The organism is Streptomyces sp. NPDC031340 (assembly GCF_055569945.1).
The window spans coordinates 1-14,279 of record NZ_JBVIIE010000037.1 but is presented as its reverse complement, the minus strand read 5'-3'; the positions used below and the strand labels follow the sequence as shown (position 1 = coordinate 14,279).

The 14,279-nt window shown below is 62.6% G+C and carries 10 protein-coding genes and 1 pseudogene; 8 read left to right on the top strand and 3 right to left on the bottom strand.

The features are described from left to right. Positions 1–5: 5 nt before the first annotated feature. Positions 6–1,160, bottom strand: coding sequence for a cysteine desulfurase DndA (dndA, locus tag ACZ5GT_RS26505; RefSeq protein WP_469031205.1), 1,155 nt, complete (start codon positions 1,158–1,160; stop codon positions 6–8). Positions 1,161–1,405: 245 nt separating this feature from the next. On the opposite strand from dndA, the gene dndB reads away from it, so the two are divergent. From dndB to ACZ5GT_RS26465, 8 genes are all read left to right on the top strand, one after another. After that, on the top strand, positions 1,406–2,545 hold the full coding sequence (dndB, locus tag ACZ5GT_RS26500; RefSeq protein ID WP_469031202.1) for a DNA sulfur modification protein DndB: 1,140 nt from the start codon (positions 1,406–1,408) through the stop codon (positions 2,543–2,545). Further along, positions 2,542–4,122: a DNA phosphorothioation system sulfurtransferase DndC gene (gene dndC, locus ACZ5GT_RS26495; RefSeq protein WP_469031198.1), complete on the top strand. Its 1,581-nt coding sequence runs from the start codon at positions 2,542–2,544 to the stop codon at positions 4,120–4,122. Before dndB ends, dndC begins: the two co-directional genes overlap by 4 nt. Then, a complete protein-coding gene (dndD, locus tag ACZ5GT_RS26490; protein WP_469031194.1) occupies positions 4,109–6,136 on the top strand; it encodes a DNA sulfur modification protein DndD in 2,028 nt (675 codons plus the stop codon). Before dndC ends, dndD begins: the two co-directional genes overlap by 14 nt. Then, positions 6,126–6,506: a DNA sulfur modification protein DndE gene (gene dndE, locus ACZ5GT_RS26485; protein ID WP_469031190.1), complete on the top strand. Its 381-nt coding sequence runs from the start codon at positions 6,126–6,128 to the stop codon at positions 6,504–6,506. Before dndD ends, dndE begins: the two co-directional genes overlap by 11 nt. Positions 6,507–7,232: 726 nt before the next feature. After that, entirely contained in the window at positions 7,233–7,709 is a 477-nt protein-coding gene (locus ACZ5GT_RS26480; protein WP_469031186.1) for a hypothetical protein, read from the top strand. Beyond that, on the top strand, positions 7,709–9,916 hold the full coding sequence (locus ACZ5GT_RS26475; RefSeq protein WP_469031183.1) for a DEAD/DEAH box helicase family protein: 2,208 nt from the start codon (positions 7,709–7,711) through the stop codon (positions 9,914–9,916). The genes ACZ5GT_RS26480 and ACZ5GT_RS26475 overlap by 1 nt, the downstream gene beginning before the upstream one ends. Before the next feature lie 181 nt (positions 9,917–10,097). After that, a complete protein-coding gene (locus ACZ5GT_RS26470) occupies positions 10,098–12,227 on the top strand; it encodes an AAA family ATPase (RefSeq protein ID WP_469031181.1) in 2,130 nt (709 codons plus the stop codon). Positions 12,228–12,237: 10 nt separating this feature from the next. Further along, the gene (locus ACZ5GT_RS26465) at positions 12,238–12,780 is read left to right on the top strand and encodes a hypothetical protein (protein ID WP_469031179.1); all 543 of its coding nucleotides are present in this window, start codon (positions 12,238–12,240) and stop codon (positions 12,778–12,780) included. Positions 12,781–13,026: 246 nt separating this feature from the next. Here the strand turns inward: ACZ5GT_RS26465 and ACZ5GT_RS26460 are convergent. Together ACZ5GT_RS26460 and ACZ5GT_RS26455 are read right to left on the bottom strand one after the other, a co-directional pair. Then, positions 13,027–13,566: pseudogene (locus ACZ5GT_RS26460) on the bottom strand (transposase); the annotation flags it as partial. A 14-nt stretch (positions 13,567–13,580) separates the two neighbouring features. Further along, on the bottom strand, positions 13,581–14,279 hold a 699-nt coding region (locus ACZ5GT_RS26455; protein ID WP_469031176.1), incomplete at its 5' end, for a transposase.

Here is a 14,279-nt window from a genome sequence, read left to right as displayed (position 1 = left end):
GCTGGTCAACCTTCCTGCGGCTGCATGCTGGCGATGGTCTCGGCGAGCGGGAGAGGATCGAAATCGGCTGCCTGGGAAGGGAACCAGGAAAGACGCAGCCCGTTGGCAGCCACGGCGTCGTCCAGGCCCATCGCCTGAAGGACATGGCTGGGGGTGTAGGAGGCGCTGGTGCAGGCCGAGCCGGTGGCGATGGCAACCTGGTCTTTGAGGCGGACGATGAGTGCTTCGGCACTCAGCTCATCGAAGCTGACGTTGAGGATGTGGGGGACGCTGTGCTCTGGGTCTCCGTTGAGACGGAAGCGCGTCGCGCTGAGCGCAGCAAGGATCCGTTCGCGCATCGCCTTCGCCTCCCGCTCCCACGTTGCCCGGCTCTCGGTGAAGATCTTCGCGGCCTCGCACAGGCCCATGATCAACGGCACTGCGAGGGTGCCGGGGCGCAGTTTGCGCTCCTGCCCACCGCCGAACATGATCGGCTCCAGCGGCACCTTGTCCCATCCCCGCCGGCGGGTGATAAGAGCGCCGACGCCCTTCGGGGCGCCGATCTTGTGGCCCGAGATGCTGATCAGGTCGATGGGCGCCATCAGGTCGGCGGGGACTTTGCCGTAGCCCTGAGCGGCGTCTACATGCAGATAGGTGGGCGTGACGCGCAGCTTCTCGGCGAGTTCGGCGACCGGCTGGATGACGCCGGTTTCGTTGTTGACGTGCATCAGCGACACCGCAAGGGTGTCCGGACGCAGCCGCTCCAGCACGGCGTCGGCGGTGATGCGGCCGCTGGGGCCGGGGGAGAGGAAGTCAACCTCGAAGCCGCGGGTATCGCGTAGGTGCGTCAGCGGCTCCAGTACCGCCTTGTGCTCGATGGCGGAGGTGATGATGTGCTTGCGACCCGTGAGCTCGCCGTGCGGCGCCAACCCGAGCAGAGCGATGTTGTTGGACTCCGTCGCCCCGCTGGTGAAGATCACTTCTTCCGTCTTGGCGCCCACGGTGCCGGCGATGAAGGAACGCGCCTGCTGCACCGCCTTCTTGGCGCGTGCACCGTACTCGTGGGTGCGGCTGCCGGCGTTGCCGAAGTCTTCGGTCATCCAGTGCAGCACCACCTCGGCAACCCGCGGGTCCACCCGTGTCGTCGCCGCCACATCCAGATACGCCACCACGGCGCTCACCCGCCTCTTTGCACGCTTGCATAACGGTCGTACGTCAAGTGGTTAACGTACACGCTGAGACCGCAGCGCACGTAGCCATCACCCCAGTACGTCAACATCGTCCTCGCGGTGCTTGTTCCCGTGTCGCTTCGCCGACTGCAGACGCACCGTCGAAGGAGTCGTACGTCATTTGGTGCACCTGAGTACGTCGAGACGAAAGCGACGTACGTTTCTCAGGACACGTACGCGCACGCTAGAGTGCACGGGTGCAGACTGAAGCGGCGAGCAAAGCTGCGGGGCGGGCTGTCTCGCGAGCGTCTAATGGCTTTGAGTACACCTTCCCTGCGATCCGCGGGGTGCAGGCGGGGCGGGAGTTTTATGCGTCGATGTGCCCGCTGCGACTCATCCCGAAGATCTTCCTCTTCGACGAAGATGATCTCTCCGCCGAGCTGAGAGCCCAGCGCGTCCTGAACAAGGGACGCCTGCCGGCGCTCGCCCGCTACATCCTGGACAACCCCGAGGACTACGTCTTCAGCGCCCTGACCGCCTCCGTGGACGGAGACATGGTCTTCGATAGCCAGGGAGCCGAAGGAGCCGCGCACCGTACCGGGCAGCTGCGCATCCCCATGGACGCACGCTTCCTCATCAACGACGGGCAGCACCGCCGCGCCGCCATCGAGCTGGCGTTGAAGGAAAACCCCGATCTGGGGGACGAGACCATCGCCGTGGTCTTCTTCCACGACACGGGACTCGCGCGCTCTCAGCAGATGTTCGCCGACCTCAACCGGCACGCCGTCCGTCCGGCGCGCTCGATCGGCGTCCTGTACGACCACCGAGACGTCAACGCACAGATCACCCGGACCCTCACCGAACGCTCGGCCATCTTCAAGGGCTTTGTGGAGATGGAAAAAAGCACCCTGTCCGCCCGCTCCCGCAAGCTGTTCACCCTCAGCGCCTTGTACTTCGGCAACCAATCCCTGCTCAAAGGCCTCGGGCTGAAGCAGGACGAGGCGACTGGGCTAGCGCAGTCGTTCTGGGAGGCCATGGACGCCGCGCTGCCAGAATGGGCGATGGTGCGTGACAAGCAGCTGTCCGCGCAAGAGATGCGCCGAGACTTCATTCACAGTCACGGCATCGCCCTGCATGCGCTGGGCCGTATCGGCAACTCGCTGCTGCGAGAGTCCATCAAGGTGACTGTGTGGAAGAAGCGTTTGGCTCCGCTGAAGCACGTGGACTGGAGCCGGGCCAACGCCGACTGGGAGGGGCGCGCCATCGTCGGCGGCCGGGTCTCCAAAAGCCACCAAAACGTGACACTTACCGTTAATTACCTGCGTAAGCATCTGGGCCTGGAGCTGAGCCCGGAAGAACAACGCGTGGAAGACGCATACCTGCGAGGCGAGGCATGACCACCATCCCCCTCAACCTCGGGCTCACCCCCGTACGCCGCAAGCCCTTCAACGGGCGTTCGCTGGACGAGGTCGTCACCGAGCTCACCGAGGAGATCCGCGAGCTCTACACCGCCGACCAGGTGCCCTGGGTCATCGGCTACAGCGGCGGCAAGGACTCCACCGCTGTCCTCCAACTGGTGTGGATGGCCCTCGCAGACCTGCCCGCCGAGCAACGCACCAAGACCGTGCACGTCATCTCCACCGACACCCTCGTGGAGAACCCTGTCGTCGCTGCCTGGGTCTCCGCCTCGCTGGGCACTATGCAGGACGCGGCACAGGCGCAGAACCTGCCGATCGAACCGCACCGCCTTACGCCGGAGATAAAGGACACCTTCTGGGTGAACCTGATCGGCCGCGGCTATCCGGCCCCGCGCCCGAAGTTCCGCTGGTGCACCGAACGACTGAAGATCAAGCCGTCGAACAGCTTCATCCGCAGCGTGGTCGCTGCCCACGGCGAAGCGATCATGGTGCTGGGCATTCGCAAGGCAGAAAGCCAAGCCCGCGCCCGCGCCATGGAAAAGCACGAGAAGCGACGCGTGCGCGACCGCCTCTCACCCAACGCCAACCTGCCCAACTCCCTCGTCTACAGTCCCGTTGAGGACTGGACCAACGACGATGTGTGGGAGTTCCTGATGCAGAAGCCCAACCCCTGGGGCTACAACAATCAGGACCTGCTCACCATGTACCAGGGCGCCTCCGGGGACGGCGAATGCCCTCTCGTGGTCGACTCCACCACCCCCTCCTGCGGCTCCAGCCGCTTCGGCTGCTGGACCTGCACCCTCGTCGAGCAGGACAAGTCCATGTCCGCCATGATCCAGAACGACGAGGAAAAGGAGTGGATGCTCCCTCTGCTGGATCTGCGTAACAAGCTCGATGCACCCTTCGGTCACTACCAGGAGGGCGACCCCGACCTCCCGGCCGGCCGCAAGGCACCCTTCCCGCGCCCGGACAAGCCGGCCCGTGACTTCCGGCGGATGAACGGCAAGGTGATGCTGTTCAACGACGGCGCCATCCACGGCCCCTATCTGCAGTCCTACCGCGAAGAGTGGCTCAAGGAGCTGCTCCAGGCGCAAACATGGATCCGTGCCCATGCCCCCGAGCACGTGCAGAACATCGAACTCATCACGCTCGACGAACTCCATGAGATCCGCCGGATCTGGGTGTTCGACAAGCATGAGGTCGAGGACAGCTTGCCGCAGATCTACCAGGACGCCACCGGCGAGCCGTTCCCGGGCGGTCCGTTGGATGAGCAGCTTGTCATGGGCTCCGACGAGATGGATGTCCTCAAACAGGTCTGTGACGGCGACGACCTGCACTACAACATGGTCCGCGAACTCCTCGCCGTCGAGCGGAAGTACCGCACCATGGCTCGCCGATCCGGCCTCTTCCAGGCTCTCGAGCAAGCCGTGCAAAAGGGCTACTACGACAACCACGAAGACGCCGTGGAATTCGCTACGCGCAAGAAAAAGTGGCGTGACGACATCGCCGAGAACCTGACCTTCGACGACGAAAACGAACTCGATGCTCCTGCGTAAGATCACCCTCGAAGAATTCGGGGCCTACCGCGGCAAGCAGTCTCTTGATCTCACCCCCAAGAAGAACAAGCCGATCATCCTGATCGGCGGGTTGAACGGGTGCGGCAAGACGACCCTGCTCGACGCCATCCAGCTGGCGCTCTACGGCAACCGCGCCCGCTGCAGCGGCCGCGGCACCAAGGCTTACGACGCCTACCTGCGCGAGAGCATTAACCGCAAGGCTGACCCCACCCGCGGCTCTGCCATCACCCTCGAGTTCACCGTCATGACCGGCGGGCACGAGCACTACTACCGCGTCGTCCGCAGCTGGCACATCAGCGGCAAAACCCTCAAAGAATTCCTTAATGTCTACGTCGACGACACCTACGGTGCGCGCGCAAAGACGCAACGCGACGTCACGCCCGAAGGCAAGTTCAATCGGCTGTTGAGCGAGGGCTGGGCTGACCACGTCGAATCCCTCCTCCCCTTGGAGATCGCCTCCCTGGCCTTCTTCGACGGTGAGAAGATCGAATCACTGGCCGACCCCGAACGGGCCGCCTCTGTCATCGAGTCCGCCGTTCACTCTCTCCTGGGCGTGAGCACCGTCCAGCAGCTGCGCAACGACCTGCTGGCCCTGCAGCGTCGCCAAAAGCTGTCCGACGAGGAACAGCACCTGCTGGACAACATCCGCGCCCAAGAAGCCGAACGCGACGCGGTGCTCTCCCAGTACGACGTCGCACATCAGGAACTGGGCCACTCCCGCATCGAGCTCGGTAAGGCGCAGCGCAAGCTGGACAGCCTGGAGAAGGCTTTCGCCGACGAGGGCGGCGACCTGTTCACTAGGCGCATCGAGCTGGAGAACGACAAAAAGCAGACCGCCGCCCGCCTGGCCCACGTGCGCGGCGAACTGATCCAGCTCGCCGCGGGCCCGCTGCCCCTGCTGATGGCCCAACCGCTCCTGCAGGACGTGCGTCGGCAGGCCGAAAGGGAGCAAGAAGCCCAGCAATCGGCACAGGTCCTGGAGGTACTCGAAGCGCGTGACCAGTGGTTGCTGGATCTGGTGCCCGACACCGTCCGCGCCGATGTGCTCAAGCAACTGGACGCCGACCGCGCCGAGCGCGCCGACAAGACGCAGCTCCCAGTGGACCTACGCCTGCCGCACGATGCACTGGCCCAGCTCACCGTCTTGAATGAACTCCTGCAGCGGGACCAGGAGCGCTCACAGCAGCTACTGCACAGCGCCGCAGAACTGACAGAACAACTCGACCAACTGGACCGGCAGCTCGCCGGCGTCCCTGCCCAGGACAAGGTCGAAGCCCTGCAAGTCGCCCGGGACGAGCAGATCGTGGAAGTCGCCCGCAGCCAAGCCGCCTGTGACCGCGCTACGGCCAAGCTGGAGGACCTCAAGCGACGCCGCGAGCACGTCACCACCCTGCTCGAACGGGCCCACAAGGAGTTCGTCCGCACCAAGGTCAAAGCAGAAGAAGTCGAGCGGATCATCAAATACTCTGAAAAGGCCCGCGACACTCTCGAACGCTTCGGCTCCGCACTCCTCAAGCGGCACATCAGCCGACTCGAAGTGGCCGTCCTGCAGAGCTTCAAGGTCCTCATGCGCAAGCAAGGACTCGTGCACGACCTGCGCATCGACACCGATAAGTTCACCCTCACCCTCGCCGATGCCGACGGGGAGCCTATCGACCCCGCGCGCCTGAGCGCCGGCGAGCGCCAGCTCCTGGCCGTCTCCCTGCTGTGGGGCCTGATGCGGGTCGCCGGCAACCGCCTGCCCAGCGTTATCGACACCCCGCTGGGCCGCCTCGACAGCCGTCATCGCGAGCACCTCGTCGACCGCTACTTCCCGAACGCCAGCGACCAGGTCCTCCTGCTGTCCACCGACGAGGAGATCGACGAGTACCTGCTGGGCCGCTTGAAGAAGTCCGTCGCCCAGACCTACACCCTCGTCCACGACGACACCGAGTTCACCACCGCTGTCGTCGAAGGCTACTGGTGGAACGCAGGAGCACAGCATGCCGGTTGACAACGTCCGCCTGTCCCAGCCAGCTAAGGACCGGCTGATCTACCTCAAGCGCACCACCGGCATCACTCAGTGGAACGTACTGTGCCGCTGGGCGCTGCTGCTGTCCCTCAAAGACCCCTCGACTCCGCTGGTCAAGGACATCGTCACCGACTCCAACGTGGAGATGACCTGGAAGACCTTCGCCGGTCAGCACGGCGACCTCTACCTTGCCCTGCTCAAACAGCGCTGCGTCGCCATAGGCGAGGAACCCACCGACGACAACATCCAGCGCATCATGACCGTCCACCTGCACCGCGGCATCGGCTACCTCGGCGCCGACAAGCAAATGGCCACGATCGAAGGCCTAGTCGGCGCTGTCGTACCCGCCTGACGCGCCTCTGACTGATCCCCCAGGCACATTGTCCTGGGGGATCAGTCTATCTGGGCTGCGCTGGCGGCAGAGCGCTGCCGTTGTAGCGCTAGCCCGTCCTATGGACGACGACCCGTCTCGACCGGGTTCGCCCAGGATGCCAGACTGTGGCCATGCGCTCCCGCCGCGTATCCGAAGTCTCGGCGACTCGTTCGATATGCCGCTTTCTCCCCTCGCTGCCCGAACAGCATGTCAGTTTTAGGTGTGCCGCACCCCGTGCTGCTCCTGGTGCGGAAGCGTGTGATCACGCCGTAAAAGGTGTAATGACCAAGCATTTCTTGAGGGGTGGGTGAGGTGTTGCTTCTCCGCCCGGGGAGGGTGGCAGGTGTGCGAGCTGCATGGCGATGCGGCGAGGAGCCCGTCTAGGCCCTGCGTGGGGCGGGCACGTCTTGACTGGGATGAAGGGTTGCTGGTGCCGTCCATGTGGTGGTGGGGGTTGTCCGAGTTCCCAGGGGGCGCCGGGTTGGATCACAGGTTGGTATCTAAGGGCAACCTTCCGAGACCCCAATGTGTCAGGGTGATCGTCTACGCTAATTCTTCACAAATGGCTGACCAGGGGCACAACCTACGGCGGCGCTGGCATGTCCGGGGGTGACGATCGAAGGCAAGGCTCGTCAAGGCGTTTGTCGCGTGGCGGCAGGCTGAGAACAATGACGGTTTAGGTATCGCTAGGAGTGAGGCGAGAACGTGGAGTATGAGCAGGCTGTCGTCGACGTGGACTCGGCTCCTGCCGGCGCCATGCGCGTGGCGACGGCCGAGACATGGGCTCGGATCCTCGTAGCCGTCGACTCTCCCCACGACCTGGGACGGTTGTTGGGGCGTCCGGCGACCACAGATGGTGAGGTCGATGTCTGCTGCCGTACCCAGCGAGCGCGCAACTTGCTTCTAAAGAACCATCTCACTCGGCTCGATCGGCTGTTGGGCCTCACCATCTCCGACTTGCGAAGCATACGGCAGTGCGGCAGAGAGAGTGCCGTAGACATCTTGGCCGCACTGTTGCTGACACTAGTTGGCGATTCAGGGATGCAGCCGAAGAGGTCCGATGTCCCGTTGCCGGGGATTGACGCCCAGCTGGATCCGCTCGAGCCTGAGAGGTCTCCTGACGACAGCACAGATGACGAGACTGTGAAGGACCCCTTGCTTGACCTCCTGAAGGGCGCGTGATGGCTGACAACTTGCCGTCCTGGGAACCCAGATGGAAGCGCCGGTACAACTCGCCACCGGACGACCTAATCAGAGATTTTTATGTCCCTGCCTTCGCCCGGTCGCGTAACTACGACCGCGCCGTTGGCTTCTTCTCAGCGGGCATCCTGGCGGCAGTTGCGCCCTCCCTCGACAGGTTCGTTCTCAACGGCGGCATGATGCGTCTCATCACGTCTCCTGCACACCTCGGCGACGACGAGTTGGAGGCAATGGGTAAGGGGGAGGACCTCAAGAGTCACATTAAGGAGGGTCTTCGCCGCGCCATCATGCAGCCGATTCCCAGTCCCGTGCTGGCGGACCGGCTGAAGCTGTTGACGTGGATGATCGCCACTGGCCGGCTGGATGTCCGCATTGCACTGCGGGAGCATGCCCACAGTTACGCACTGTTTCACGAAAAAATCGGGGTCTTCTCTGACCAGGACGGCAACTGGATGACGTTCACGGGCAGCCCGAATGAAACCATCGGCGGGGCCAGGCTTCATTCGGAGTCGTTCCCACTGCACCGTAGCTGGGTGAACGAGGAGCAGCGTGAGTACGCCCATGAAGAGAGGGATCGGTTCGAGCAGCTATGGGGCGAGCACGTTGACGGCATAGCTTTGTGGAGGGTGAACGACTGGATCGAACATCCGATGCGGGCCAACTTCGGCATCCGCGAGCCGTCCACAGCACGGAGCCTAACGGAAGTTGACCAGCCACCGTCATCGAAACTCCCGCCTTTGGATGGGGTGTCGCTCGTCCCGTCGCTTCCTGACGACCTCAAACTGCACGACTATCAGCAAGACGCGGTGAACGACTGGCTCCGGGCTGGTGGTCGCGGCGTTTTCGCTATGGCGACGGGCACCGGGAAGACCATCACCGCCCTGACCGCCGCGACACAAGCCTCCGTGCACTCCGCCCAAACCAACCAGCCATTGCTTGTTCTGGTGATCGTGCCATTGATCGACCTAGTGGAGCAATGGCGCAAAGAGGCCGAGAGGTTCGGCTTTCGCCCCGCTGTCTGTCACGGCTCCCTTAGTAACAGTCAGAGGCAGCATCTGAAATCCGTTTTCTCAGCTGCCCGGTCAAGCCAAGGACGCCGCGCTGAGATGGTCATCACCACAGCGGGCAGTCTCACCCCACGTACAAGTGAATTTATCGATAACGAGCACTTCGTACAGCGGCAGTTGGCTCGTCATCGTGGCCGAATAATGGTCATCGGCGATGAAATGCACTCATTGGGCACTCAGCCACGCCTGGACGCGCTGCCCTCCAACCCCACATTCACCCTGGGGTTGTCTGCGACGCCCAAGCGACACGGCGACGACGAGGGTACCCAAGCTCTCCTTAGCTACTTCGGCGACTCTGTGGTCTCCATCAGCATCAAGCAGGCGATCTATAAGCATAACGCCCTCGTGCCGTATGACTACTTGCCCTACCCGATCGAGCTGACCGATGACGAGGCCAAGCGGTATCGGCAGATCTCCCAACGGATCGCGGCGGCGTTCGCCAAGGGAGATGAGCAGGCGGCAGAGGCTCAAATACGGGCGCGTACCAGGCTAACCCAGCACGCTGCTGGCAAGCACGATCGCCTACATCATCTGATGGCGAGCGGTCTGAAAGACCAGACGCACCAAATTATCTACATTGCTGAAGGTAAAGACCCCGATACTGACTTTCCCGCGCTCGAAAGGACCGAGAAGATGCTCCGCGAGGAGTTTGGTATGCGGGTCGAGCGCTATTACGGTGAGACCGACAGGGGGCGTCGCGAGGTACTCCAGGAGCGCCTGGCCAACGGGGACATCCACGCTCTACTGGCGATGAAATGCCTAGACGAAGGAGTTGACATCCCGTCCGCGCGTATTGGGGTCATCACCGCGTCGACACGGAACCCCCGGCAGTTCGTGCAGCGCCGTGGGCGACTGCTGCGGCGTGACCCGAAAAACCCGAAATCGCATGCTGTCATCCACGATTTCATCGTCATGCCCCCGCGACCTGACGGCGAGCCCTCCGACTCGGAAAAGCGACTGATCGGGGCCGAGCTGTCCCGAGCAGCCGAACTTGCCGAGGCGGCACGGAACCGTGAGGCAATGTTGACCATCATCGAATGGGCATACGAATACGGACTACGCCCTGCCGGCCAGCCCTGGATGAACATGGCTGAGGACGACGACATGGAGGAATGGGTCTAATGAACCCATTTGAGGAGAAAATGCAGGCGTTCGCCCGCAGCTTGAGCCCGGAGGCGAGGGAGGTGGTCAACCATGTAGTTACAGCGGAACACAGGCGGCGGTTCTCTGACGACCGCAGCGACCTACCCGAGAACTTCGCTACACGGGCCCTCCAAATGGCGATGGCTAAGGAGACTCACAAATGAAGTTCGTGACTTTGGCATTGCGTAACTGGCGATCCTTTCACGGCGACCACCGGGTCGAGTTTTCCACCGATCCCGGCAAGCCTGTGACTCTGATTCTGGGACCCAACGGTGCTGGCAAGACGGCGCTGCTCAATGCGTTCACATGGGCTCTGTACGGTGAATTCACCGACGGATTCGCGCATCCAAGCCAGTTGGTCAACTTCGACGCAGTGGAGATGGACCCCTCTGCGGAGACCTGGGTGGAGCTCACGCTGGCTCATGAGAAAGATGAGTTTCACGTTCGGAGAGTCACCGATGCGCGCAGACAGTCCACTGGCGAATTCGACCTAACTGTTACAAAGAATGGCGAACGCGCGGTCGAGGACGACATCTACCGAATTCTACCTAAAGCGCTCAAAGACTTGTTCTTCTTTCCTGCCGAGACTTTCAGTACCGCCAGTGTATTGGAGGGGACTAGGCCAGGCGAAGGCTCCTCCCTTAACATTGGACAGGCGATCAGGTCGTTGTTGGCTGGGGACATCTACGATCGAGCGATCGAGGACCTTCGCAAGGCGATGGAGAGTGACGCCCTCAAGCCGCCTAAGAACTACAGTGACATCACCGTCGAAGAGGCCCGGCGGAAGTATGAACAGGCTCAGGAGGAGCTCAACTCGGCGGAGAGGCGTCGCGAAAATCTCCCAGGGCTACTAGCAGAGGCTAGGGATAAAGCCAGTAAGGCTAAAAAGAACGCTGAAAAGTACAACCCAGAGGAGATCAAAAAATGGGAGCAGGGGTACAACGAGCGGACGTCCCATGTGCAACAGGCACAAGACGCAGCGCAACGGGCAAACCAGCTCTACATCAACCTCGCCCGCAAGGCACATCTCCATTTCGCTCAGAGCGCAGTTCACTCCGCGATCTCACAGCTCAATTTGGCTGAGAAAGCCGGCTTGATGCCTCCACGCATCCACGAGTCGGTCCTCGACAAGACGTTGCAGGACTGCCGCTGCACGCTGTGCGGTGAGCCTCTATCCGAGGTGGCGAACGATCGCGTCAGGACGCTGCGTGCGCACGTTGCTGACGCGCGGGTTGCTGTTCGCGGCATGGAGACCCGCTCCCTTCTCACGCGGCATGCTACGCAGAGAGATAATGAGGTCGCGCACCTACGCATGGACGTCGCCTCACTCGCGACAGACCTCGGGGTTGCTCCCCCACAGCAGGACGCGGACATGAGAATGCTCCAGGCGGTGCTGCGGACATGCGTCGACGTGGCCGACGGGCTGCTTGCGAAAACATCACGTGAACTCAATGACTTCACCGCTGCCCAGGACGTCGAGCGGCCCCCAGAAGGGCAAAGCCCTGTAGAGATCGCCATGGTGAGTCAACAGACCGTGGACGTACTCGAGGCTGAGTCAAAAGAGATAGGAGGTAAGATCGAAGAGTTGTCAGCCAAAACCCGAGATTCGCTAACAGATTATCGCAAAAAGTCTTCAAAATCTGAGGGACACAAGCGTAAGACGCTCGCCATTGAGATTCTTCGAGAGGCCAAAGAGTTCTTTGACGCGGCGCGAAATGGTCTGAACCGGTTCGGTCGAGAGGATTTCGAAAAGGCAATCAATGGCACCTATTCAGACTTGATCGCCAAGCCGTATCAAATTCACGTCGGTGACGACTTCGGGATCACAGTTCGCTTTCCTGGGAAAGTTGAGGAGATCCCACTTTCTCAATCAGAGAAGGTGCTGGTCTTGATTGCTTTCCTGGGAGCTATAGCGAGGCTCGCTCCGATCTACGAGGAGATTGCCCGGAACCAGCAACAGCTGAAGCGTACAGGTAGCGTTGCAACATCCCGGAGTCAGGGATTCCCGGTCGTCCTCGACTCGCCAACGAGTCCACTGGATGATGAGTACGAGGTCGATGTTGTGGACGCGCTGCCCAAGCTGCTGCCGCAAGTCGTGGTGGTCGTTTCAGCGAAATCCGTGACTGTGTGGGAGGGGATCGCCGACAGTGTCGGAAGTGCCAACATTATGGAGTTGACCTCGCGCAATTCAACCAATAGAAAAGTACGATGGAATGGAAAGGATCACATCTACAGCGCTCAAGATAATGGCGTGGCACACGCTAGGACACGCATAACCAGTATCAGCTGAAGGATGGGATATGGCAAACGTCAACATCTATCCGGCCCATAGGGATATTCTTGATTCGCTTGTCACGTCGGGTAAAGCGAAGTCGGTTGCGGCAGGCACCAAGACGGGGCCGTTCAAGGAGATGCGTGACGCATACGTATTCGCTGCTTCGCTGGCGATGGCGCTGAACCAGCCCACACCGATGGACAAGATGCCAGCCTCCAAGAAGGACGTGCTCACCATTCAGGACCGGGTCTTCTTTGGCGCTGATGGGGCTTCCGAAATCACGGCCGCGGTCGTGCTGACCAGCGGTGCGCCTGACCAAGCCATCGACGACTCCCTGAGATCCCAGCTGGATCTGCTGGCCAGCGAAAACTTGGTCGAGCAGCTGGCCCTGCTTGACTGCTACGCGCACGCAGGATTCGAATGGCTCCTGCAGTATCGGCAGGACGAGAGCAGCGTACGCGACCTTGTAATGTCGGCTATTGACACAGTGGAGTGTGCCAAAAGAGAAACTGGTGACGAGTCGGCGGTCCAGGACCCGCTATTGGGCCTCCTTGACATGCGTATCTGAACTGGAGCGGTATCGACGCGCGCTTGGGGTCAAGGTCGGTGGAGCGCCCTTGGGCGGGAGTTTCATTGACCGAGTCAAGGCTGCGGCCGCCTTCCACCCGTGAGGGCGGCACCTCGTCCCGGAGATCGTCTGCGCCTCAGCCGACGAAAGTCAGCCACGACGGCGGGCACGCCGACCGATCAGGTGCGCGTGTGTCTCGCTGCAGCCCCGTCGGCCTCAGCCATGCTGTCGACTTTGTGGCCTTGCTCAAGCCGTCTGTGTGATGGGCGGCGTGGGGGTGAAGGCCCGGTCGTCGCGTAGGAGGGCCCACAACCCACTGGTGTGGCGTCGTGCGAGGGCGATGACGGCCTGGACACGTGTTTGCAGCCCTCACCGCGTTTCTTGAGGTAGTAGTCCCGGTTGGGGCCGTCGCTGAAGTTGCTGCGCTGTGCTGAGAGGTAGAAGACTCCGCGCAGACGGCGGCTGTAGCGCTTGGGGCGGTGCAAGTTGCCGGCGCGGCGGCCGGAATCGCGTGGGACGGGGACCAGTCCGGCGGCTGAGGCGAGGTGGCCGGCGTCGGCGTAGGGGGTCATGTCGCCTGATGCGACGACGAATTCGGCTCCGAGGATGGGGATCGATGCGCTTGAGTCGATCGTCCAGGGCCAGGATCTGAGTGGCGAGGTCGGCGACGATCTGTGCGGCGGTGTCCTCGCCGGGCAGTGTGGTCTGCTGGTCCTTGGCGACTTCCATGGCCGTGGCGGCCACGCTGTCCGCGGCGCGGACGCCTCGATTGACCAGCCAAGAGGATGCTCCTATGGCTGTCAAGCCGCTGGAGCGAGGTCGGTTTGGGGGATTCGTTCGGTTGGTGTGCTGGTCAGGGCGCGGTAGACCTCGCGGGCGACGAATCGCTTGAGGCAGCGCATGATGTCCTTCTTGTTCAGCCCTTGCTTGGTGCGGCGTTCGACGTAGGCGCGGGTGCGTTCGTCGAAGCGCATGCGGGTGAGCACGATGGTGTGCAGGGCGTTGTTGGCGGCCCGGTCGCCGCCGCGGTTGAGGCGGTGGCGGTGGGTGCGTCCGGACGAGGCCGGGATCGGCGCGACCCCGGCCAGGTGCGCGAACGCGGCTTCCGAGCGCATCCGCTCGGGGTTGTTCCCGGCTGAGGCCAGCAGCTGTCCGGCGGTCTCGGGACCGACGCCGAACAGCTCCAGCAGCTGAGGTGCGGCCTGCTTGACCAGGGGTGCGATCTCGACGTCCAGCTCGGCGATCTCCTCGTCGAGCGCCTGGTGACGGCGGGCCAGTCGCCGCAGCGCCGCCCGGGTCGCGGCCAGGGGCCGGGACAGGTCCTCGCCGGGCCGCAGCCGGGCCAGGGTGCGTATCAGAGCCGCCCTGTCCAGCCCTGCCACCTGTTCACGCAGCATCGCGGGAGGGACTGCTGCAGGGTTGGGTGACACCTGACCTGGCTTGCTGAGAGGCGGCCTGGAAGGATGTCGCAGTGCCCAAGCCGTATCCCAAGGAGTTCC